The organism is Trujillonella endophytica (genome assembly GCF_900110555.1).
Taxonomy (GTDB): Bacteria; Actinomycetota; Actinomycetes; order Mycobacteriales; family Geodermatophilaceae; genus Trujillonella; species Trujillonella endophytica.
The window spans coordinates 160,734-180,861 of the sequence record NZ_FOEE01000010.1 but is presented as its reverse complement, the minus strand read 5'-3'; the positions used below and the strand labels follow the sequence as shown (position 1 = coordinate 180,861).

Below are 20,128 nucleotides of genomic sequence, written 5' to 3'. Positions count from 1 at the left end.
CCGATGGTGTCGGCGCCGGCGTCCAGTCCGGTGTCGCGCAGCTGCTTGCGTAGTTGCAGGACCAGCTCGATGGTCGCCGGTGGCGTGGCGCGCGGTGACTTGTGGGGCCGTCGGGAGCGCGGCGCGAAGGCGGCCTCACCCTCGGCTCGGTAGCGCTTGAGCAGCTCGTAGAGCCATGACCGGGAGACGCCATAGGCGGCGACGACCTCAGCCGCCGTCCGGCCCTCGACCTCGATCGCGGTGATGACCAGTCGGGCTTTGGACATGGCCGAGCCTCGACCGGCTGTCCGGGATGACCTGGGACATCAGTCCGGTATGTCTCGAGACATCTGTCCGGGATGTCTTGAGCCAGGACACTGCCGGGGGCACCGCATCTCCCTCCCTGCCGCCCTGCCGCGGCTCCGTGTTCCTGCCGGTCCGCCCCGGGTAGGGCCAGCGCTCCGCGCCGTCCGCCCGGGACGGCGCCCGGAACCGGAGGTCGGCATGGCCGAGAAGAGCGGCAAGGGCAGCGCCACGGCGAAGAAGGCCAACGCCAAGGCGAAGAAGGAGGGCAGGAAGAACCCGCGGACGAGTTCGTCCGCCCAGAGCGAGCTCGGCAAGAAGGGCGGCAAGAAGAAGAAGTCCTGATCGTGCCCGGACGACGCGGACGCCGACGATCCCGGCCGCCGGCTCAGGGCTCCGACGCGGGCACCGGCTCGGCGTCCTTCTTCTCCGGCCGGTAGCTGACCGCGAGCAGCCCGGCCGCGGCGACCACGCCGACCACGGCGGCCCCGAGCGCCCAGCCCCAGCCCTGCGGCTCCCAGCCGAACGCGTGGTCGAGCGACCAGTCCCCGGGCCCCATCGCCGCCAGCCCGACCGCGACCATGCCGACGAGCAGCGTGTACTCCCAGCCGCCCTTGAACACGAAGTAGCCCTTGCCCCGGTGGTCGGTCAGGCTCGCCACGGTCATCAGCCCGACGAAGGCGGCGCACGCCAGCGGGGTGAGCAGGCCGAGGGTCAGCAGCAGGCCGGCGCCGATCTCGTTGACCGGCGCGATCCGCGCGTGCAGCCAGGCGGGCTTGAGGCCGAGCCCGGCGAACCACCGCGTCGTCCCCTCGAGCCCACCGGAGCCGAACACCTTGTTGTAGCCGTGCAGGATCAGCATCGGCCCCAGCGCCAGCCGGACGATGAAGAGGCCGAGATCCAGAGCCGAGTCCACTCGTCTGCTCCTCGCGATGGTCGGGTCCCAGTGGTCAGGACGGCCGCGGCTCCGTTGCCCGGCGCCGGAGTTCCTGCACGCGGTCCTGGTGGTCCGCGGTCTGCATGGTGGCCCGCTCGGCCGCGATCCCGGCGTGCAACACGGGAAGTGCACCCATCAGGTGCATGTTGAGCACCTGTTTGGCCCCCTGGACGGCGTGCGCCGGCGCGGCCGCCATCCTCGCCGCCACCCGGCGGGCCTCGGCCATGAGCTCGCCGGGCGGCACGGTGCGGGTGGCCAGGCCGAGCTCGACCGCGGTGGCCGCCGGGATCCGCTCGCCGGTCAGCAGGTACTCCCGCGACCGCATGAGCGGGGTGAGCAGCGGCCAGAACGCGGCGCCGCCGTCCCCGGGCACCAGCCCGACCGGCACGTGCGGATCGGCCATCGACGCCGTCTCGGAGATCAACACGACGTCGCACAGCAGCGCGACGCTGCACCCCAGCCCCACCGCCGGCCCGTTCACCGCCGCCACCACCGGCAGCGGGAACCGGAGCATCTCGTCGACGATCTCGCCCGTCTCGCGGAGGCTGTCGTCCCGCGCGACGTGGTCCTGCGCGAACGAGGCGATCCAGTCGAGGTCGCCCCCGGCGCTGAACGCCCGCCCGGCGCCGGTGAGCACCACCGCCCGCGCCTCGCGATCGGCCGCGAGCCGGCGCCACACCTGGGCCAGCTCCCGGTGCAGCTCCCGGTCGATCGCGTTGAGCGCCTCCGGCCGGTTCAGGACGACGACGCGGACGGGCCCGTCGACCTCCACGGTCAGCACGTCGGACATGCGGACGGCGCTCAGGCCGGGGCCGGCACGTCGAGGACGACCGCCGAGGCCATGCCACCGCCGGCGCACATCGCCGCGACCGCGACACCGCCACCACGCCGGCGCAGCTCGTGGATCAGCGTCAGCACCATCCGGGTGCCGGTGGTCGCCACAGGGTGGCCGATGCTGCAGCCGCTGCCGAGCACGTTGACGATCCCGTCGTCGAGCCCGAGCGCCTTCACCGCCGCGATCGGCACCGAGGCGAACGCCTCGTTGATCTCCCACAGGTCGACGTCGGCGATCGAGAGCCCGGCCCGGTCCAGGACCTTCGGGATCACCGCGATCGGGCCGAGCCCCGTCTCCGCCGGGGGAACGCCCACCGACGCCCACGCGCGGACGACGGCCAGCGCCTCCAGGCCCTGCCGGTCGGCGACGGCGCGGTCGGCAACGACCACGGCCGCAGCCCCGTCGTTGACCCCCGCCGAGTTGCCCGCGGTGATCGAGAAGCCCTCGATCTCCGGGTGCAGCGGCTTGAGCGACGCAAGCTTCTCCAGGGTGCTGCCGCGCCGCGGGTGCTCGTCGACCTCGAAGGTGCCGGTCGTCCCGTCCGGGCGGGTAACCGGCAGGGCGAAGATCTCGTCGGCGAAGCTGCCCGCGTCGATGCCGGCGATCGCGCGCTGGTGGCTGCGCAGCGCCCAGGCGTCCATCTCCTCCCGGGAGATCCCCGCCTTCTTCGCCGCGTTCCAGCCGACCGTGATCGTCATGTCCCGGATCGGCGCGTCCGCGGTCTCCCGGTGGCTCGGCGCGAGCCAGTCCTCCTCCCAGTCCTGCGTACCGGGCACCCGCCAGGCAGACCGCGGCGCGGTGGACGACGACTGCACGCCGCCGGCGACGACCACCCGATCCATGCCGGCGCGGATCGAGGACGCGGCCGTCTGCACCGCGGCGAGCCCCGAGGCGCAGTGCCGGTTGTGCGCGATGCCCGGGGCGTTCACCAGGCCGGCCTCGATCGCGGCGTACCGCGCGATGGCGCCGCCGCCGTAGAGGGACTCCCCCAGCACGACGTCGTCGAACAGCTCGCCGTCCAGGCCCGACCGGCGTACCGCCTCGGCCACCGTCGCCGTCGCCAGTTCCATGGCGTCCACGTTCACCAGCGAGCCCTTGAACGCCGTTCCCACGGCCGTCCGGGCGCCCGCGACGATCACCGCGTCAGAGCTCATCGGGTGCACTCCCTCGATCCGGCCGATGGCCTCCCACCGGCTCCCGGCAGCCCCGACCGCCCACGCCAAGTGAGTGAGTGTTCGCGACGTTCGTACCGTAGCCTCCGGCCCGTGGCGTCAGCAAACATCGACGGTCTGACCATCGCCTACGACCTGATCGGCGACTCCGGTCGGCCGTGGGTGATCACCCCGGGCGGGCGGTTCAGCAAGGACGACCCGGGCCTGTCCGAGCTGGCCGCGGCCCTGGCCGAGCGGGGCAACCGGGTGCTCCTGTGGGACCGACCCAACACCGGCGCCTCCGACGTCTGCTTCACCGGCGACTCGGAGTCGCAGATGCAGGCCGACGTCCTCGCCGGGCTGATCCGGCACCTCGACCTCGGGCCCACCGTGATCGCCGGCGGCTCCGGGGGTGCCCGCGTGTCGATGCTCGCCGCCGCGAGGCACCGCGACGTCACCGCTGCCCTTGCCGTGTGGTGGATCAGCGGCGGCGTGTACGGCCTGCTGCAACTCGGCGCCTACTACTGCGCGCCGTCGGCCCGGGCGGCCTGGGACGACGGGATGGCGGCGGTCGCCGCGCTCCCCCAGTGGGCCGAGGCGATCGAGCGCAACCCCGCCAACCGGCAGCGGATCCTCGACCAGGACGTGCCCGCCTTCGTCGAGTCGATGCAGCGCTGGATGCTCGCCTACTGCCCGTGCGAGGACGAGGTGGTCCCCGGGCTGTCGGCCGCCGACGCCCGCGCCTTCGACGTCCCGACGCTGGTGTTCCGCAGCGGCGCGAGCGACCTGAACCACCCGCGGGCGACGTCCGAGCGCGTCGCCGAGGTGCTGCCGGCCGCCCGGCTGGTCGAGCCGCCGTGGGGCGACCAGGAGTGGCGCGAGCGCCAGACCGCCCGCAACCGCGGCGAGGCGGGCGGGCTGTTCGTCCGCTGGCCGCTGCTGGTCCCCCAGCTCCAGGACTGGGCGGACGGCGTCCTCGCCTGAAGGGCCTCAGCCCGGCGTGACGACCCGGCCGGCCCGCTCCCCGGTCACCTCGTCGTGGTCGATCAGCACCGCGCCGTTGACCAGCGTGTAGTCATAGCCACGGGCCCGCTGCACGTAGCGGCCGGCGCCCAGCGGCAGGTCGTCGACCATGGCCGGGATGTCCATGTCGAGCCGGTCGAGGTCGAGCACGTTGACGTCGGCGTAGGCGCCGGGGGCCAGGACCCCGCGCCCGGCGAGGCCGAACAGGGCGGCCGCCTCCGACGTCAGCTTCCGGATCGCGGGGCCGATCTCGAACGTGCCCTTCTCGCGCACCCAGTGCCGGAGGAAGAACGTCGAGTTGCCCGCGTCCATGGTGAGCGCGACGTGCGCGCCGGCGTCGGCCACCCCGATGACGACGTCCGGATTGGTGATCATCTCCTCGACCGCGGCCAGGTCCTGGTTGAGCACCGGGTAGTAGAGGAGCCCCAGCCCGTCGGTCTCGGCGAGGAACAGCAGGAGCGCCTCGGCCGCCCCGACGCCCCGGCGCGCGGCCTCCGCTGCCAGGCTGTTGCCGGCCGAGACGTCGTAGGCGGCCGACCCCGGGGGCATCAGGTAGATCTTGGCCGGGTCCTTGGGCGCGAGCGGCCCCGACAGCTCGATCGGCGCCTCGGCCTCCTCGACCAGCCGGCGCCGGCACGCCTCGTCCCGGACCGCGGCCAGCCGCTCCGGGACCGGCCGGGCCATCAGCTCCGCCCAGGCCGGCAGCGCGTCCCACGGCGTCCGGCCGGCCAGGCCGTAGACGATCGCGCTGCCGCGCACCGCCGTCATCGGCCGCAGGTCCGCCCCGCGGCCGCGCGCCGCCGCGACCTCGTCCATCACCCACGACCACAGGTCGGGCCGCCGGTCGCTCTGCATGATCGAGAAGGCCACGGGTCGCCCGGAGGCCCGGCCGACCTCCTCCATCCACGCCATCTCGGCCACCGAGTTCTGCCGCGTCGTGCCGTCCCGCTCGCCCAGCCGCGGCACCACCTGGAACGTGCCCCGGCGGCGCTCGGCCAGCACGCCGGCGATGGCCGACAGCTCGGCGGTGTCGGCGTAGGTGCCCGGGATGGCACGGCCGTCGGGCACGGTGTGCAGGAAGGTCCGGGAGGTCGAGAAGCCCAGCGCTCCGGCGTCCATCGCCTCGGCCACGACCCGGGTCATGGCGGCGACGTCGTCCGCGGTGGCCGGCGCCTCGTCGATCCCGCGCTCGCCCATCACGTAGTGCCGCAGCGCGCTGTGCCCGATCAGGCCGCCGGCGTTCACCCCGAGGGCGCGGCCGCCGAGGGCGCGCAGGTAGTCCCCGTAGGTCTCCCAGCCCCAGTCGAGCCCGGCCATGATCGTGTCGGCGGGGATGTCCTCGACCGACTCCATCATCCCGGCCAGGTAGGTCTCCTGGCCCGGGCGGACCGGGGCGAAGGTGACGCCGCAGTTGCCCAGGACGACGGTCGTGACCCCGTGGTAGCAGCTGGGGGTGGCGGCGGCGTCCCAGAACAGCTGCGCGTCCAGATGGGTGTGCACGTCGACGAAGCCCGGCGTGACCAGCCGCCCGCTCGCGTCGAGCTCGCGACGCCCCCGCCCGGCCACCTCCCCGACCTCGGTCACGCGGTCGCCGTCGATGGCCACGTCCGCGCGCCGCGGCGCAGCACCGGTGCCGTCGACGACCTCTCCACCCCGGACGACGACGTCGTGCATGGCCGACCACCTCTTCCCGCGCCCCGCGCGCCAATTGAGCGTTCGCTCACCACCGTAGCGACCGGCGCCCCTCGATCGCCACGGTCCCTGAGTGTGCGTTTACTTGCTAGGGTCGCCGGGCCGGTGTCGACCGCCGGGGAGTCGAGCGCCGGGGAGGGTCCGTGGGATCGATGGACGGCCGGGTCGCGATCGTCACGGGCGCCAGCCGCGGCATCGGCGAACGGATCGCCGAGCGGCTCGCGGCCGAGGGCGCCGCGATCGCCCTCGTCGCACGGACGGCGGAGCCCGGGACGTCGGTCCTGCCCGGCTCCACCGCCGAGGTGGCCGAGCGCATCCGTGCCGCCGGTGGCCGCGCCGAGATCGTGACCGCCGACCTGACCGACCCCGCGGCCGTGGAGACGGTCGTCGTCCGGGCCGAGGAGACGATGGGCGCCCCGGTCGACACGCTGGTCAACAACGCGGGCGTCAACTTCTACGGCCCGCTGCTGCAGATCCCGATGCGGCGCTACCACCTGATGTTCCAGCTGATGGTCCACACGCCGTTCCGGCTGTGCCAGCTCGCCGTCCCGGGCATGGTCGAGCGCGGCCACGGATGGGTCCTCAACATCACCTCCAAGCAGGCGCGGCACCCCAAGGGACCGCCCTATCCGGACTGGGCCAGCGACGGCTGCACGCCGTACGGCATGTGCAAGGTCGCCCTCGACCGGCTGACCACCGGGCTGGCGGCCGAGGTCGCGGGCACCGGCGTGAACGTCAACGCGCTGGGCACCTCGGGCCTGGTCATGACCCCGGGCGTCGCCGTGGTCTCCCCGCACACCCCCGACAACGCCCCGGTGGAGCCCGACGACGCGATGGCCGAGGCCGCCCTGGCCCTGTGCACGACCGCCCCCGGCGAACGCACCGGGGTGATCACCTACAGCATGGAGTCGCTCGGCCGCCCCTTCGCCGAAGGCCCGTGGGCGCTGTCGGCGACGTTCTGACCGTTCGAGGAGGAGACGCCGTGAAGGTCGACGTGGACCCGGAGCGCTGCCAGGGGCACGCCCGGTGCTGGGAGATCTGCCCCGAGGTGTTCGGGCTCGACGAGGAGGGCCACGGCCACGTCCTCGTCGACGTCGTGCCCCCCGGACTCGAGGCCGCCGCCACCGAGGCGGCGGAGAACTGCCCCGAGCGGGCCATCCTCGTGTCCTGAGCCGGCGGCCGGCTCAGCCGAGGCGCGCCGCCAGCGCCCGGCGGTGCTCCGCCGGCGAGCCGAACAGCGACCGGTTCAGGGCCGCCCGCTTGAGGAACAGGTGGACGCCGCTCTCCCAGGTGTAGCCGATCCCGCCGTGCAGCTGCATCGCCTTGCCGGCGACCGCGACCGCCGCCTCGCCCGCGTAGGCCTTGGCCCGGGCGACGGCGGCACCGGCGTCGGCGTCCTCGGCCACCACAGCCCGCACCGCGAGCCCGACCAGCTGCCGGGCCACGGTGATCTGCACCAGCATGTCGGCGCAGGCGTGCTTGACCGCCTGGAACGAGCCGATCGCCCGGCCGAACTGCTCGCGCACGCCGACGTAGGCCACCGTGCGGTCGAGCATCGCCCCGGCCACCCCGAGGCTGTCGCACGCCACGGCGAGCGCGGCCCGGTCCAGCAGCGCCCGCAGCGCGGCCTCCCCGTCGCCGGCGGCCCGCCACACCGTCCCGTCGCCGACCGGCACGCCGTCGGCGGTCAGCCCGCCGAGCGCGCGGGTCGCATCGAGCACCGGTTGCGCGGTCACGGTGAGCCCGGGCGTCGCGGCGTCCAGCGCGACCAGCACCACGCCGCCGTCCGGAGCCGCCGCCGGGACCAGCAGGCGCGCGGCGTCGGCCACGTCGGGCACGAAGCCGGCCCGGCCGTGCAGCCGCAGCCCGCCCGCCCCCTCCACCAGCCGGAAGGAGGGCCCGGCCGCTCCGCTCAGCGCCCCGTCGAGGGCGACCGCGATCCCCGTCTCCCCCGAGGCGACGTCGCGGAGCAGCTCGTCGCGGCCGGCGCACCCCGCCGTCCGCGCGAGCGCGCCGACGGCGAGCACGACCGACCCCAGGTACGGGGTGCGGGCCGCGGCGCGGCCCAGCTCCTCGCAGACGACCGCCACCTCCGCGAGGGTGGCGCCGGCGCCGTCGAGCTCCTCGGGCACCTCCATGCCGGTCCAGCCGGCCCGGACCAGCTCCTCCCAGTCCACGCCGGCGTCCGGCCGGCCGGCCGCGAGCAGCTCGCGCGCCACCGCGCGCAGGTCCTCGTGCAGCTCGGCGAGGTCGGTCACGAGCCCATCACCGGCTCCCGGGGCAGGCCGAGGCCGCGCTCGGCGATGATCGTGCGCTGGATCTCGCTCGCCCCACCGGGGATCGTCCACTCCCACGAGCCGAGGAAGTCGAGCATCCACGCGCCGGACTCCCACCCGCTGGACAGCGGTTTCTGCAGGTGGGTGTGCGAGGCCAGGCCGGTGACCTGGGTGCCGAAGTCCATGGTCCGCTGCAGCAGCTCGCTGTAGAACAGCTTGACCACCGACGCGTCGGCCGGGCCGGCCCGCCCGGCCTCCGACCGGTCGACGAAGTCCCGGCACAGCGCCCGCAGCCCGACGATCTCGGTCTCCAGCGCGGCCAGCCGGTCGGCCACCGCGCCGTCGTCGATCGGCCGCAGGCCGTCCGGACCCGGTCGCGTGCAGGCCGCCACCAGCCAGCGGAACCCGGCGTTGCCCAGCCTTTCCGCCAGCTCCAGCATCGTCATGCCTCGCTCGGTGCTCAGCGTGGCCTGGGCGACCTGCCAGCCGGCGTTCTCGGGGCCGACCAGCTGCGTGGCCGGGATGCGGACGTCGGTCAGGAAGACCTCGCAGAAGTGCGACTCGCCGGTCGCCTGCCGGATGGGGCGCACGTCGACCCCGGGCGAGCGCATGTCCATCAGGAAGTAGGAGATGCCCCGACGCTTGGGCGCCTGCGGGTCGGTGCGGGCCAGCAGCAGGCACCAGTCGGCGTGCATGCCGCCGCTGGCCCAGATCTTCTGCCCGTTGACGACGAACTCGTCGCCCTCCCGGCGGGCAGTGGTGCGCAGGCTCGCCAGGTCGGAGCCGGCCTCGGGCTCGGAGAAGCCCTGCACCCAGATCTCGCCGTCCAGGATCGCCGGCAGGTGCCGCGCGCGCTGCTCGTCGGTGCCCGCCTCGAGCAGGGTCGCGGCGGCGTGGTGCAGGGAGACGAAGGCGAGCACCAGCCGCGGCGCGTCGGCGGCGGCCAGCTCCTGGTAGAGCACCACCTGCTCGGCGACGGACATCCCGCCGCCCCACTCGGCAGGCCAGTGCGGCACGGCGTACCCGGCGCCGCGCAGCTCGGCGAACCACGCCTGCTGGAAGCGCACGTAGGCCTCGCCGGAGACCCCCGTCTGCTCCTCGCGCCACCGCGGCGGCACGTGGGCGCGGCACCAGTCGCGGACGGTCGCGCGGAAGGCGTCGAGGTCGACCGGCCCGCTCACCGGACGCCCCCGAGCGCCGCGGCGGCGCCGTAGGGACCCGGCAGCCCGCGCCGGCCCAGCGCGCGGGTGAGCCGCTCGCGGGTGGCCGTCGGGCCGAACGGCAGCCGCCGCAGCGGCAGGCTGTAGCGCGACAGCCACGACACCTGCGTCTCGTCGCAGAAGCCGGAGGCTCCGTGCAGCTGGTGGGCCACCCGGAAGACGACGTCGGCCGCGTCGATCGCCGCCGACCGGAGGGCGAGTGCGTCCGCGACCGCCTCGGGGCGGCCGGTGGCGATGCTCCACAGCGCGTACCGGGCGAGCACCTCGACGCCGGCGCGCTCCACCTCGGCGTCGGCGACCTGGAACTGCACGCCCTGCAGCGCCGCCAGCGGCCGGCCGAACTGCGTCCGCCGGAGCACGTGCTCCCGGGTGAGCGCCAGCGCCCGGTCGAGCATGCCGAGCAGCGTCCAGCACGGGAGCGCGAGCGCGAGGGCGACCTCGCCCGCCCGGTCGCCGGCGCCGCCGTCGTCCAGCGGGCCCAGGTCCAGGCCGGTGACGAAGGCCGTCGTCCGGGGCGGCGCGGTGGCTTCCCGGGGGACGGCGGGGCCGCGCCGGCCGTCGAGCGTGACGGCGGCCCAGCGCAGGCCGAGCCCGGCGACCGCCGCCTGGGGCCGGGCCTCGTCGACGAGGACCAGCCCGTCGGCGTCGGGCGGCCGGGCCAACCGCTCGGCGACCGGATAGGGCACCGCCCAGGAGCCGCAGCTGCGCGCGACGGCGGCGGCCGCCTCGAGCTCGTCGCCGTCCCCGCGGGGGTCGAGCTCCCAGACGCCGAGGTCCGCGAGCGCGGCGGCCACGGTCTGTCGCCGGTCGGGGTCGGCCTCCGCCTGCTGGACCAGGGCGTCACCGCCGGCCGCCTCCAGCGCGCGCAGCACCTCGCGGCCGAACTCGGTCGCCTCCGGGCTCAGGTCGGTGTTCACGACGCCGCCGGCAGCAGCGCGCGGGCCAGCAGCACCCGTTGGACGTCGATCGCGCCCGAGGAGACGGTGGACGCCTGGGAGTAGCGCCAGTGGTCCTCCACCTCGGCCCGGAACTCCTCCCCCTCGGCGCCGTCGAGGGGCGCTGCGGCGACAATCTCGGTGAGCACCTCGGCGACGTCCTGGTCCAGCCGGGTGACCGCGATCCGGTAGGCCGCCGAGTCGCCGGGGGTCACCCGGCCCTCGCTCTGCAAGGCCAGCACGCGGTAGGCGAGCAGCCGCGCGCGGCGGCACTGGACGAGTATCCGGGCCCACCGGCCGCGCAGCTCGCCGGCGAGCTCCTCCCACGCCTGCCCGAGCAGCGCCGGCGCCGTCTCCAGCAGCCGCTCGCAGCGGGCGTAGCGGGCGATGCCGACGCGCTCGAACGCGAGCACCTCCTGCACCACCCGCCACCCGTCGCCGACGGCGCCCAGCACGTTCGCGGCGTCGACGACGACGTCGTCGAGGAAGACCTCGTTGAGGTGGTGCGGGCCGAGCATGCTGCGGATGGGCCGGACCTCGATGCCGGGGTTGGTCATCGGCACGAGGAAGACGGTGAGCCCCTGCTGCCGGCGCTCCTCCCGCGAGGTGCGCGCCAGCAGGAAGCACCACTGCGCCATGGTCGCGTAGGAGGTCCACACCTTCTGGCCGCTGATCCGCCAGGTGTCGCCGTCGGGCCGGGCCGCCGTCCGCAGCGAGGCGAGGTCGGAGCCGGCCTCGGGCTCGCTGAACCCCTGGCACCAGATCACCTCGCCGCGGGCGATCGGCGGCAGGTGCTGCGCCTTCTGCTCCGGCGTCCCGTGCCGCATGATCGTCGGGCCGACCCAGTTGACGCCCATGTACTGCGCGCCGCGCGGCTCGTGCGCGGCCCACATCTCCTCGCGCACCACCGCCTGCTCCCACACCGAGGCGTCCCGCCCGCCGTACTCCGCCGGCCAGGCCAGGCACAGCAGGCCCCGCTCGGCGAGCACCCCGCAGAACCGCTGCGCGACCGCGAGGTCGGCCGGGTCGTCGGTGAACGCGCCGAGGTAGCCGGCGGGCACCTCCTCGGCCACGAGGGCGCGCAGCTCCTCCCGGAGCGTCGTCGCCGCCGGGCCCATCTCGAAGTCCAGGCCGGATGCCACCTGTCGACTCAGCTCCTCGGGTCGGTGCACGAACGGATGGGGCTAGCGCGCGGTCCAGCCGCCGTCGACGCGGATGGTCTGACCGGTCACGTAACGGCCCGCGTCCGAGGCCAGCCAGAGCACCGCGCCGACGATGTCCTCGACCGTGCCCTCGACCGGCAGCGGGGTGTTGCGGCGCAGGTAGCCTGCCGACTTCTCGTCGTCGTAGAGGCCGTCGGTGATCTCGCTGCGGAAGAAGCCCGGGGCGACGGTGTTCACGCGGATGCCGTGCCGGGCCCACTGCACGGCGAGGTCGACGGTCAGCCCGGACAGCCCCGCCTTGCTCGCCGCGTAGGAGGCCTGCGGAATGCCCGAGATCCCGACGTGCCCGCTGATCGATGAGACGTGCACGACCGAGCCGCGGCCGGCGGCGAGCATGTGCGGGAAGACGTCCTGGGCCAGCCGGAACGGCGCGACCAGGTTCAGGTCGAGCGTCTGCCGGATCGCCTCCAGCGGCTCGGCCTCCGCGCCCTCGTACGTGAAGATGTTCCCGGCCGTGTTGACCAGGATCTCCGGCGGGCCCAGCCCCTCGACCACGGCCGGGACGACGTCGGCGAGCCGGTCGGCGTCGCCCAGGTCGCACGGCACGGCGAGGCCGCCGATCTCCCCCGCGAGTTCCTCCAGGCGGTCGCGGCGGCGGGCGACGACCGCGACCCGCGCGCCGGCCGAGGCCAGCGCCCGTGCGATGCCCGCGCCCAGCCCGGAGGAAGCCCCGGTGACGACGGCGACCCGGCCGTCCAGCAGGAAGCTGCGCAGCGCCTCGGGGACGCCGTTTCCCATGCCCGCGGCCTAGACGACGACCGTGCGCACGCCCTCGGCGCGGGTCAGCAGGTCGATGCCGAGGTTGATGTCGTCGAGGGAGATCCGCCGGGACACCATCGAGCCCAGGTCGAGCCGGCCGGACTCGGCGAGCGCGATGAACCGGGGGAAGTCGCGCAGGATCTGGGCGCCGCCGACCACCGAGCCCACGAGCTTCTTGCCGGAGAAGACCGCGCGGATGGCCGGCAGCGTCAGCTGGTCGCGGACCCCCGGCATGCCCACGAGGGTCACCGTGCCCTGCTGCCGCGCCATGTCGAACGCCTGCACCATCAGCTCGGTGCGGCCCACGACCTCGAACGTGAAGTCCGCACCCCGGCCGCTGGTCAGCGCGCGGACCTGCTCGATCGGGTCGGCGTCGGCCGGGTCGACCGCGTGCGTCGCGCCGACCTTCAGCCCGCTGTCGCGGCGCTCGGCGACCGGGTCGATCGCGACGATGACGGCGGCCCCGGCGATGCGGGCCCCCTGGATCACCGACTGGCCGACGCCGCCGCAGCCGATCACGGCCACGCTGGACCCGGGCGTCACCCCGGCGGTGATCAGCGCCGCGCCCAGCCCCGTGGTGACCCCGCAGCCCAGCAGCGCGAGGTGCTCGTCGGACAGGCCGGTCTGCACCGGCACGAGCGAGGCCTCGTGCACCACCATCGCCTCGGCGAACGTGCCGCACCCGCAGACCGCGCCGACGCTGCGGCCGTCGGGCAGCCGGAACCGCTGGGCCGCCTTGACCAGCGGGTTGAGCTCGCACTGGTTCGACATCCCGTTGACGCACCACCAGCAGCTGCCGCAGGCCGGCGCCACGGAGGCGAGCACGCGGTCGCCCACGACGACCCGGCGGACCTCGCGCCCGACCTCCTCGACGATCCCGCAGGCCTCGTGCCCGGGGACGATCGGCAGCGGCAGCGCCGAGGACCCGTTGATGACGTGGAGATCGGTGTGGCACAGCCCGCTGGCGGCGATGCGGACCAGCACGTCCCGCGGGCCGACCTCGGGCACCGGCAGATCCGCCAGCACGAGCGGCTTGCCCACCTCCTCGGCGATCGCGACCTTCACCGGCACCCCTCGGGATAGTGAGCGAGCATTCGCTCCACCATATAGGTGAGGAAGGCACCGTTGTGACTGAGCACTCCCTCCGCTGTGCGGGCCGGGCGCCTACAGTCGGGAAGGTTCCGCGGCGAACGGTGCGGGACCGCGCACGTGCGGGAGGAAACATGACACGGACGATCCCTGCGGACGGCGGCGCCGCCGCGCCGGTGCGCAAACGGCTCACCGCCGAGGCGCGAAAGCGCTCGATCCTCAAGGCCGCCCGGCGGGCGTTCACCGAGGCCGGCGACATGAACGGCACGACCATCCGGGCCATCGCCGACAAGGGCGGGGTCAGCGAGGGCGTGATCTACCGCCACTTCGAGAGCAAGGACCAGCTCTTCATCGAAGCGGTCGTCGAGCCGCTGCGGGAGGCGGTCGACTCCCTGGTCGCTGCGACCGAGTCGGTCGACCGCGACGAGCCCCTCACCCCCGAGCGGCAGAAGGAGACGCTGCACGGCCTCTACCGCCAGCTCACCGCGACCCTCGAGGACGTGCTGCCCCTGCTGGGGCTGGTCCTGTTCGGCGACCCCAAGGTCGCCCGGCGCTTCTACCGGGAGAACTTCGCGGTCGCGATGGACCGGCTGGGCTCGGCCTGGCAGGCGGTCGAGGACCGCTACGGCCACCACGTCGGGGCGCAGGACATCACCGCCCGCGCGGTGATGGGCATGGCGCTGATGCTCGCCCTGGACGGTCACCACGGAAAGGGCACCGACCGCGACCGCGCCCTCTCCCTGGTCACCGAGGGCACCATCGACGGCTTCTTCCCCCGCCTCGAGCCCGGCGACCGCGCGCGGTGAGCGACGCCGTGGGCGTCGTCGAGGAGATGGCGCGGCGGTTCGCCGCCGGCGACCCCGACGGCGCGTTCTCCCTGCTGCACCCGCGGTTCCGGATCCAGCAGCCGGCGTCCCTGCCGCACGGCGGCTGGTTCGACGGCCGGGCCGGCATGGGCGAGATGGGCACCCGGTTCGCCGCGCACTGGACCCGCACGATTTCCGCCCCGCGGCTCGCGGCCTGGGCCGACGGCGCTGCGCAGGTGACCACCCAGACCTGGACGGCGACGGCAACCGGCCGCTCGGCGACGGTCGACGTCGTCGAGCTGTTCGAGGTCACCGACGGGCTCGTGTCGCAGATCCGGGTGTTCCAGCAGGACACCGCGCTGCTCCTCGCGACCCTGGACGCCCCGGCCTGATCCCCCCGCTTCCCCGCCGCCGGTCGCCTTGACACCCCTCCGCGGGCGGCCCGACACTAGTGACTGGGCGTTCACTTCGTTTCCGCTGTGCGGTGCGCCCCCTGGGGTCGCGAACCGGAGGAGCCCGCCATGGACTACCGACTGATCGATGCCGACGGGCACTACTACGAGCCCGACGACTGCTTCACCCGGCACATCGAGTCGCGGTTCGCCGACCGGACCATCACGGTCGTGCGCGGGGAGGACGGGCTGGGCCGCATCTTCCTGCGCGGACAGCGCACCTTCATGAGCGTCATGCCGGGCGACCACGCCTCGGCGCCGGGCGCGCTGCAGGGCCTGTTCGTCGGCAAGGTCACCGACGGCTTCACCCACCGCGAGGTCATCAACGCCAAGGACGAGCCGGCGTTCACCCACGCCGCGGCGCGCAAGGCCCTGATGGACACCCAGCAGGTCGAGGCGACCATCATGCTGCCGACGCTGGGGGTCGCGGTCGAGTACGAGATGCGCGACGACGTCGACCTCTCCTACGCCAGCCTGCGGGCGTTCAACCGCTGGCTCGAGGAGGACTGGGGCTACGGCGACGACGGGCGCCTGTTCGCCGTCCCCATGCTCTCGCTGCTCGACGTCGACCAGGCCATGACCGAGTTGCACCGGGTGATCGCGGCCGGCGCGCGGCTGGTGCACCTCTGCCCGGGGCCGGTGGGCGGGTACTCCCCCGCCGACCCGCGGTTCGACCCGTTCTGGGACACGGTCTCCGAGGCCGGCGTCCCCGTCGTCCTGCACACGTCCAACAGCGGCTACCAGTACTTCTACGGAACGCAGTGGGGCGAGGACCCGCGCAATCCCTCGCACAAGCAGTCGCCGCTGCAGTGGGCGCTGTGCAACACCGAGCGCCCGCTCGTGGACACGCTGATCGCGCTGACGCTGCACAACCTGTTCGGCCGGCACCCCAAGGTGAAGATCATCTCGATCGAGAACGGGTCGAGCTGGCTGCGCCCGCTGCTCAAGACCGTGGACAAGGCCGCCGCCCTCGGGCGCCGCGGACCGAAGCTCGGCGGCGACCTGCCCGACCGGCCGAGCGAGGCCCTGCTCGAGCACCTGTACATCTCGCCGTTCCCCGAGGACGACGCCACGGAGCTCATCGAGATCCTCGGCGCCGGACACGTGCTCTTCGGCTCGGACTACCCGCACCCGGAGGGGCTGCGCGAGCCGCTGGACTACGTCGCCCGGCTCGAGGGATGCCCGCCGGACGTGGCGCGTGCGGTGCTGCGCGGCAACACGGCGGCGCTGCTGGGCCTGCCCGACCGCGCGCCGGCCCTGGCGGGCTGACCGTGCTCGACGACAAGCTGGCCGCGGAGCTCAGCGAGCACTGGGAGCAGGGCTGGAACCGCGAGGACCTCGACACGATCATGGCGCCCTACGCCGACGACGTGGTGTTCAGCTCGCCGTTCGTCGTCCGCGCCACCGGCGACCCGAAGAGGACGACGATCGTCGGCGCCGCCGCCCTGCGGGAGTACGTCGACGGCGCACTGCGGCGCACCCCCGGGATCCGGTACACCCTCGACGGCAGCTTCACCGGCACCGACAGCCTCGTGCTCGTCTACACGGTCCACCTGCCCAACGGCGTCGACAAGACCGGCGCCGACCTCATGCGCGTGGACGACGCCGGGCGGATCGTCGAGTGGCGGTCGCACTACGCGGCCTTCACCCCCGCCGAGACCGACCACCTCGGCCCCGGCTGACCCTCGGCCTCCGCCGACCTCGGCCCCCGCCGACCTCGCCCGCGGGTCGAGCCGGGGTGCCGCCCCCGGAGCCGCGCCGTGGCCCGGCGCCAGGGACGACGGCGCGGCTCCACCTCCGGTCAGGGAGTCGCGGCCGGGCCCTGGAACGCGACGCCCGCCGACAGCAGCGCCTCGATGTCGGGCGCCGGCACGCCCAGCTCCGCCAGCACCTCCACGGACTGCTCGCCGATGCCGGGGAGCATGAGCCGCGGGCCCGTGCCCGGCTCCGGGCCGGTCCGCAGGAGCGGCCCGATCTGCTCGAAGCGCCCCCAGTCGGCCGTGTCGTAGGAGACGACCCGGCCGAGCTCGCGGTTGACCGGGTCGTCGAGCACGCCCCGCCGGAAGCCGTCCCGGTCGACCGGCACGATCGGCTCGACCAGCGCGCCCGCCGCCCGCAGCCGGCCGGCCCACTCCCCCGCCGGCGCCGTCGCGAAGGCGCGCTCCAGCACCCGCTCGGCCTCCTCGGCCCGGCCCGCGCCGGCGCTCCCGCGCAGGGGCGCGTACTCCGACGGCAGCCCGTCGACGAGGCGGCCGAGCCGCGCCCACGCGGCCTCGTCGGGGACCACGAGCGCGAACCAGTCGCCGTTCCCCGCCCGGTAGATGCGGTAGCCCGGCCCGTACCCGGTCTGCCCGCCGTCCAGCGCCGGACCGGGCACGAGTGCCCCGTCGCGCAGGAACACGCCGCTGTGCAGCAGCATCCCGGTGCCCAGCAGGCTGGTCGCCACGCGCTGGCCGCCCCCGCCGGCGGCCGCGCGGTAGAGCCCGGCGAGCACGCCGACGGCCGCGCACCAGCCCCCGGCCATGTCGATCGGCACCCACGTGGCCGCCAGCGGGTCGTTTCCGGCGCCACCCGCGGCGACCTCGAGGCCGGTGAGCGCCTGCATCAGCGCGTCGTTGCCCGGAAACCTCGCCCGCGGGCCGGTCGCGCCGAACGCGCTGGCGTGGCAGTAGACGGCACCGGGGTTCAGCCGGCCGACGGTCTCCTCGTCGATGCCCAGCCGCTGCGACACCCCGACGCGGAAGTTGTGCAGCACCACGTCGGCCCACCGGATGAGCCGCTCGACGACCGGCCGTGCCTCCTCGGCCGTGATGTCCATGGCGAGGCTGCGCTTGCCGCGCTGGCAGGCACCGACCGCGTACGCGGCCGCGCGCATCGCCTCGCCCTCGACCGGCTCGACCTTGACCACCTCCGCGCCGAGGTCGGCGAGGATCTCGGCGGCGAGCGGACCGGCGACGAAGGCGGAGAAGTCGAGCACCCGGAGCCCGGCGAGCAGGCCGCGCCCGGACGGCGGCCGCGGCGCGGGAGCGGGCGCCGCGGACCCGGCGAGCGGGGCGACCGACAGCGGCGATCCGACGACGACGTCGTCGTGCCCGCACTCCGAGCGCGGCACCGCGAGCCCCACCTCGGTCAGGTGCGGCTCGGCCAGCGCCTCCCCCGGCGCGTGCACGGGCTCGCAGGCGACGCCGGCGCGGCGCAGGTCGGCGATCCAGGCGTCGCGCGGCCGCTGCGCGAAGAACGACCGCCACCGGACGGCGCGCTCCTGCAGGTGCCCGGTCCGCTGGTCGGTGTAGTAGCCGGCCTCGCTGGGCTCGTCGCCGAGGACGTCGATCAGCGCGCGGTACATCCCCTTGCCGCCGAACCAGACCTGGACCAGCTCCCCGTCGGCGCAGCGGTAGAGGAAGTTCGGGTAGGTCGACCCCTTCGCCCAGTAGTTCTCCACGTCCGGCGTCGCCCGCTCCGACCGGCCGACCATGCAGCCCAGCGAGGCGAGCATCCCGTCGTACAGCGAGGTCTCGCCCCAGCCGCCCGATCCGGTGAGCACCCGGCGGCGCAGCAGCGCCAGCGCCGTCGTCGTCAGCAGGAAGGCCGTGCCGGCCGTCGCGGTCCGGACGTCGACGAAGATCGGGCCGGGGCGGTGACCGGCGAGCTGGGTGCACAGCCCCGACCGCGCCTCCACGAGCAGGCCGAAGTCCGCCACGGAACCGGCGGACGTGCGACTGGGCCGGCACCGCACGTGGACCAGCCCGGGGGCTTCCTCGCGCAGGTCGCGCCAGCCCAGGCCCCGGCCCTCGACGAGCTCCTCCGGCCCGTACACGAATCCGATGTCGGCGCCCCGCAGCTGCTCGGCGACGACGTCGCGGTCGTCGGTGGCGAGGATCCGCTTGTCCCGGTGCCAGGCCCGCCCCCACGGCACGTCCGCGTCGATCGCCGGCGCCCGGGCGGGGACCACCCGCACCACCTCGGCGCCCAGGTCTGCCAGCAGCATCCCCGGCATCCCGCCGGCCGGGCCGAGCCCCAGGTCGGTGACCCCCACGGCGACCTCGACGACCCGCACGCCGGACAGCGGCCGGCCCGCGCCGGGCGCGGTCACGGTGCGCCGGCCTCCGCGGCCACCCCGACCTCGACCCCGGCCGGCAGCGTCAGCCTCGGCAGGACCTCCTCGGCGGCCAGGGTGACGACCCCGAGGGTGTCCTCGCGCGCCGCCGGGGAGACGACCAGGTGCCGGACCCCCGCGTCGACGTACTGCTGCAGGCGGGCGGCGACCTCCTCGGGGGTGCCGGCCGGGGCGATCCGGTCGAGCATCGCGCCGGGCTTGTCGCCGTAGGCGCCGCCGAGGAACGTCGCCACGTCGTCGCGGGCGCGGTCGCCGTCGCGGCGGACCGAGCAGTAGACGTAGGCCATCCACTCGAAGCCGGCCAGGTCGCGGCCGATCTCCGCCGCGTGCGCTGTGATGGTCCGCACCGACCGCGCGTAGGCCTCGGGCGAGAACAGGTAGGGCAGCCAGCCGTCGCCGGCGCGGGCCGCCCGGCGCATCGCGGGCTCCTTGCGGCCGGAGACGATCAGCGGCGGTCCGCCCGGCCGCCCGGCCGGGCCGTCCGCGCCCGGCGGGCGGACCGGGCGCAGCTGCACGTCGTCGAAGGAGAAGGCCGGGCCGGAGTGGCTGACCGGTCCGCCGCCCCACAGCGCCCGCAGCACCTCGATCGCCTCGTCGGTGCGGGCACCCCGGGAGGCGACCGGGACCCCCAGCGCGTCGAACTCGTGGCGGAACTCGCCGCCGACGCCGATGCCGACCGACACCCGGCCGCCGGAGTGCGCGTCGAGGTCGGCGAGCTGCTTGGCGACCAGCACCGGGTGGTAGAGCGGCAGGAGCAGCACGGCCGTGCCGACGCGGACGCGCTCGGTCCACGCCGTCATCAGCGCCAGCCGGGTGATCGCCTCGCCGGTGTCGCTGGGTGGGAGGACGTGCCCGCCCTGCCACACCGAGTCGATCGGCAGTCGCTCGACCGCCGCCAGCCAGGCCCGGTCGGGCTCCGGGATCGCGGCCGCTCCGAAGGTGATCCGCTCGGCTGACACGACGACTCCTCGCACGTCGGCTGGGCCGCTCACCAGCGGCGACCCCGGCGCGAACATAACAGCCGCCGGCTCCGTATAGAGTGAGCGCACATTTTCTTCTGCACCCGTCGGACGCCGGAGGAGGGTCATGCCCAGGCCACTGGCCGGACTCCGCGTCCTCGAGCTGCAGGGCCGCGGTCCGGGCCCGTTCGGCACCATGGTGCTGGCCGACCTGGGCGCCGAGGTGCTGGCCGTCGGCCGGGTCGCCGACGTCGCCCCGGGCGGGTCGGAGTCGACGTTCGGCCGGGCGGAGATCGACGCGCTGCTGGCCACCGGGGCCGTCGTGCAGGACGCTCGTCCGCTGCCGGCGCGGAACTGACCGGCCGGGCCAGG

22 protein-coding genes are annotated in these 20,128 nt (G+C 74.9%); 9 read left to right on the top strand and 13 right to left on the bottom strand.

Translation table 11 applies throughout. The features are described 5' to 3' along the window. A partial coding sequence (locus tag BMY88_RS16480; protein ID WP_139220503.1) for a helix-turn-helix domain-containing protein occupies positions 1–266 on the bottom strand: 266 nt, incomplete at its 3' end. A gap of 217 nt (positions 267–483) precedes the next feature. Here BMY88_RS16480 and BMY88_RS23905 point away from each other — a divergent pair. Further along, on the top strand, positions 484–627 hold the full coding sequence (locus BMY88_RS23905) for a hypothetical protein (protein WP_170861144.1): 144 nt from the start codon (positions 484–486) through the stop codon (positions 625–627). A gap of 43 nt (positions 628–670) precedes the next feature. On the opposite strand, the gene BMY88_RS16475 is transcribed toward BMY88_RS23905, so the two are convergent. From BMY88_RS16475 to BMY88_RS16465, 3 genes are read right to left on the bottom strand one after another with little or no spacing between them, the layout of a single operon-like run. After that, positions 671–1,198 (bottom strand): DoxX family protein, encoded by a 528-nt coding sequence (locus tag BMY88_RS16475; RefSeq protein ID WP_091945834.1) that lies wholly within the window; start codon positions 1,196–1,198, stop codon positions 671–673. A gap of 34 nt (positions 1,199–1,232) precedes the next feature. After that, positions 1,233–2,009, bottom strand: a complete 777-nt coding sequence (locus tag BMY88_RS16470) for an enoyl-CoA hydratase/isomerase family protein (protein WP_091945831.1) — start codon at positions 2,007–2,009, stop codon at positions 1,233–1,235. A gap of 11 nt (positions 2,010–2,020) precedes the next feature. Continuing rightward, the gene (locus tag BMY88_RS16465) at positions 2,021–3,208 is read right to left on the bottom strand and encodes a thiolase family protein (protein ID WP_091945894.1); all 1,188 of its coding nucleotides are present in this window, start codon (positions 3,206–3,208) and stop codon (positions 2,021–2,023) included. A gap of 111 nt (positions 3,209–3,319) precedes the next feature. On the opposite strand from BMY88_RS16465, the gene BMY88_RS16460 reads away from it, so the two are divergent. Beyond that, positions 3,320–4,189, top strand: a complete 870-nt coding sequence (locus BMY88_RS16460; RefSeq protein ID WP_091945828.1) for an alpha/beta fold hydrolase — start codon at positions 3,320–3,322, stop codon at positions 4,187–4,189. 6 nt (positions 4,190–4,195) lie between these two features. Here the strand turns inward: BMY88_RS16460 and BMY88_RS16455 are convergent, their stop codons facing one another. Then, positions 4,196–5,902: an N-acyl-D-amino-acid deacylase family protein gene (locus tag BMY88_RS16455; RefSeq protein ID WP_091945825.1), complete on the bottom strand. Its 1,707-nt coding sequence runs from the start codon at positions 5,900–5,902 to the stop codon at positions 4,196–4,198. Positions 5,903–6,072: 170 nt separating this feature from the next. Here BMY88_RS16455 and BMY88_RS16450 point away from each other — a divergent pair, with 170 nt between their 5' ends. Continuing rightward, positions 6,073–6,882, top strand: a complete 810-nt coding sequence (locus BMY88_RS16450) for an SDR family NAD(P)-dependent oxidoreductase (protein WP_244524726.1) — start codon at positions 6,073–6,075, stop codon at positions 6,880–6,882. 20 nt (positions 6,883–6,902) lie between these two features. Continuing rightward, complete coding sequence (locus BMY88_RS16445) at positions 6,903–7,091, top strand: ferredoxin (protein ID WP_091945820.1); 189 nt, start codon at positions 6,903–6,905, stop codon at positions 7,089–7,091. A gap of 13 nt (positions 7,092–7,104) precedes the next feature. Here the strand turns inward: BMY88_RS16445 and BMY88_RS16440 are convergent, their stop codons facing one another. From BMY88_RS16440 to BMY88_RS16415, 6 genes are read right to left on the bottom strand one after another with little or no spacing between them, the layout of a single operon-like run. Then, positions 7,105–8,178 (bottom strand): acyl-CoA dehydrogenase family protein, encoded by a 1,074-nt coding sequence (locus BMY88_RS16440; RefSeq protein WP_091945817.1) that lies wholly within the window; start codon positions 8,176–8,178, stop codon positions 7,105–7,107. Then, on the bottom strand, positions 8,175–9,377 hold the full coding sequence (locus BMY88_RS16435) for an acyl-CoA dehydrogenase family protein (protein ID WP_091945813.1): 1,203 nt from the start codon (positions 9,375–9,377) through the stop codon (positions 8,175–8,177). Before BMY88_RS16435 ends, BMY88_RS16440 begins: the two co-directional genes overlap by 4 nt. After that, positions 9,374–10,333, bottom strand: coding sequence for an acyl-CoA dehydrogenase family protein (locus BMY88_RS16430; protein ID WP_091945810.1), 960 nt, complete (start codon positions 10,331–10,333; stop codon positions 9,374–9,376). The genes BMY88_RS16435 and BMY88_RS16430 overlap by 4 nt, the downstream gene beginning before the upstream one ends. Next, complete coding sequence (locus tag BMY88_RS16425; RefSeq protein ID WP_211435685.1) at positions 10,330–11,493, bottom strand: acyl-CoA dehydrogenase family protein; 1,164 nt, start codon at positions 11,491–11,493, stop codon at positions 10,330–10,332. Before BMY88_RS16425 ends, BMY88_RS16430 begins: the two co-directional genes overlap by 4 nt. Before the next feature lie 42 nt (positions 11,494–11,535). Further along, positions 11,536–12,312, bottom strand: a complete 777-nt coding sequence (locus BMY88_RS16420; protein ID WP_091945807.1) for an SDR family NAD(P)-dependent oxidoreductase — start codon at positions 12,310–12,312, stop codon at positions 11,536–11,538. A gap of 9 nt (positions 12,313–12,321) precedes the next feature. Beyond that, positions 12,322–13,398: a Zn-dependent alcohol dehydrogenase gene (locus BMY88_RS16415; RefSeq protein WP_091945888.1), complete on the bottom strand. Its 1,077-nt coding sequence runs from the start codon at positions 13,396–13,398 to the stop codon at positions 12,322–12,324. Positions 13,399–13,556: 158 nt separating this feature from the next. On the opposite strand from BMY88_RS16415, the gene BMY88_RS16410 reads away from it, so the two are divergent. From BMY88_RS16410 to BMY88_RS16395, 4 genes are all read left to right on the top strand, one after another. Further along, complete coding sequence (locus BMY88_RS16410; protein ID WP_091945804.1) at positions 13,557–14,228, top strand: TetR/AcrR family transcriptional regulator; 672 nt, start codon at positions 13,557–13,559, stop codon at positions 14,226–14,228. Next, on the top strand, positions 14,225–14,620 hold the full coding sequence (locus BMY88_RS16405) for a nuclear transport factor 2 family protein (protein ID WP_211435684.1): 396 nt from the start codon (positions 14,225–14,227) through the stop codon (positions 14,618–14,620). Before BMY88_RS16410 ends, BMY88_RS16405 begins: the two co-directional genes overlap by 4 nt. Positions 14,621–14,749: 129 nt before the next feature. Beyond that, entirely contained in the window at positions 14,750–15,949 is a 1,200-nt protein-coding gene (locus BMY88_RS16400) for an amidohydrolase family protein (protein ID WP_091945801.1), read from the top strand. A gap of 2 nt (positions 15,950–15,951) precedes the next feature. Then, entirely contained in the window at positions 15,952–16,362 is a 411-nt protein-coding gene (locus BMY88_RS16395; protein ID WP_091945798.1) for a nuclear transport factor 2 family protein, read from the top strand. Positions 16,363–16,481: 119 nt separating this feature from the next. Here BMY88_RS16395 and BMY88_RS16390 read toward each other — a convergent pair whose 3' ends face one another. Together BMY88_RS16390 and BMY88_RS16385 are read right to left on the bottom strand one after the other, a co-directional pair. Next, a complete protein-coding gene (locus BMY88_RS16390; protein WP_091945794.1) occupies positions 16,482–18,773 on the bottom strand; it encodes a CoA transferase in 2,292 nt (763 codons plus the stop codon). Then, complete coding sequence (locus tag BMY88_RS16385) at positions 18,770–19,756, bottom strand: LLM class flavin-dependent oxidoreductase (RefSeq protein ID WP_091945790.1); 987 nt, start codon at positions 19,754–19,756, stop codon at positions 18,770–18,772. Before BMY88_RS16385 ends, BMY88_RS16390 begins: the two co-directional genes overlap by 4 nt. Positions 19,757–19,883: 127 nt before the next feature. Here BMY88_RS16385 and BMY88_RS24695 point away from each other — a divergent pair, with 127 nt between their 5' ends. After that, the gene (locus BMY88_RS24695) at positions 19,884–20,114 is read left to right on the top strand and encodes a CoA transferase (protein ID WP_091945786.1); all 231 of its coding nucleotides are present in this window, start codon (positions 19,884–19,886) and stop codon (positions 20,112–20,114) included. Positions 20,115–20,128 lie beyond the last annotated feature (14 nt).

Coding starts and splice junctions, on each gene's coding strand:
- BMY88_RS23905 (WP_170861144.1), top strand. CDS start 484: ATGGCCGAGAAGAGCGGCAAGGGCAGCGCCACGGCGAAGAAGGCCAAC.
- BMY88_RS16470 (WP_091945831.1), bottom strand. CDS start 2,009: ATGTCCGACGTGCTGACCGTGGAGGTCGACGGGCCCGTCCGCGTCGTC.
- BMY88_RS16465 (WP_091945894.1), bottom strand. CDS start 3,208: ATGAGCTCTGACGCGGTGATCGTCGCGGGCGCCCGGACGGCCGTGGGA.
- BMY88_RS16455 (WP_091945825.1), bottom strand. CDS start 5,902: ATGCACGACGTCGTCGTCCGGGGTGGAGAGGTCGTCGACGGCACCGGT.
- BMY88_RS16450 (WP_244524726.1), top strand. CDS start 6,073: ATGGACGGCCGGGTCGCGATCGTCACGGGCGCCAGCCGCGGCATCGGC.
- BMY88_RS16420 (WP_091945807.1), bottom strand. CDS start 12,312: ATGGGAAACGGCGTCCCCGAGGCGCTGCGCAGCTTCCTGCTGGACGGC.
- BMY88_RS16410 (WP_091945804.1), top strand. CDS start 13,557: ATGACACGGACGATCCCTGCGGACGGCGGCGCCGCCGCGCCGGTGCGC.
- BMY88_RS16400 (WP_091945801.1), top strand. CDS start 14,750: ATGGACTACCGACTGATCGATGCCGACGGGCACTACTACGAGCCCGAC.
- BMY88_RS24695 (WP_091945786.1), top strand. CDS start 19,884: ATGCCCAGGCCACTGGCCGGACTCCGCGTCCTCGAGCTGCAGGGCCGC.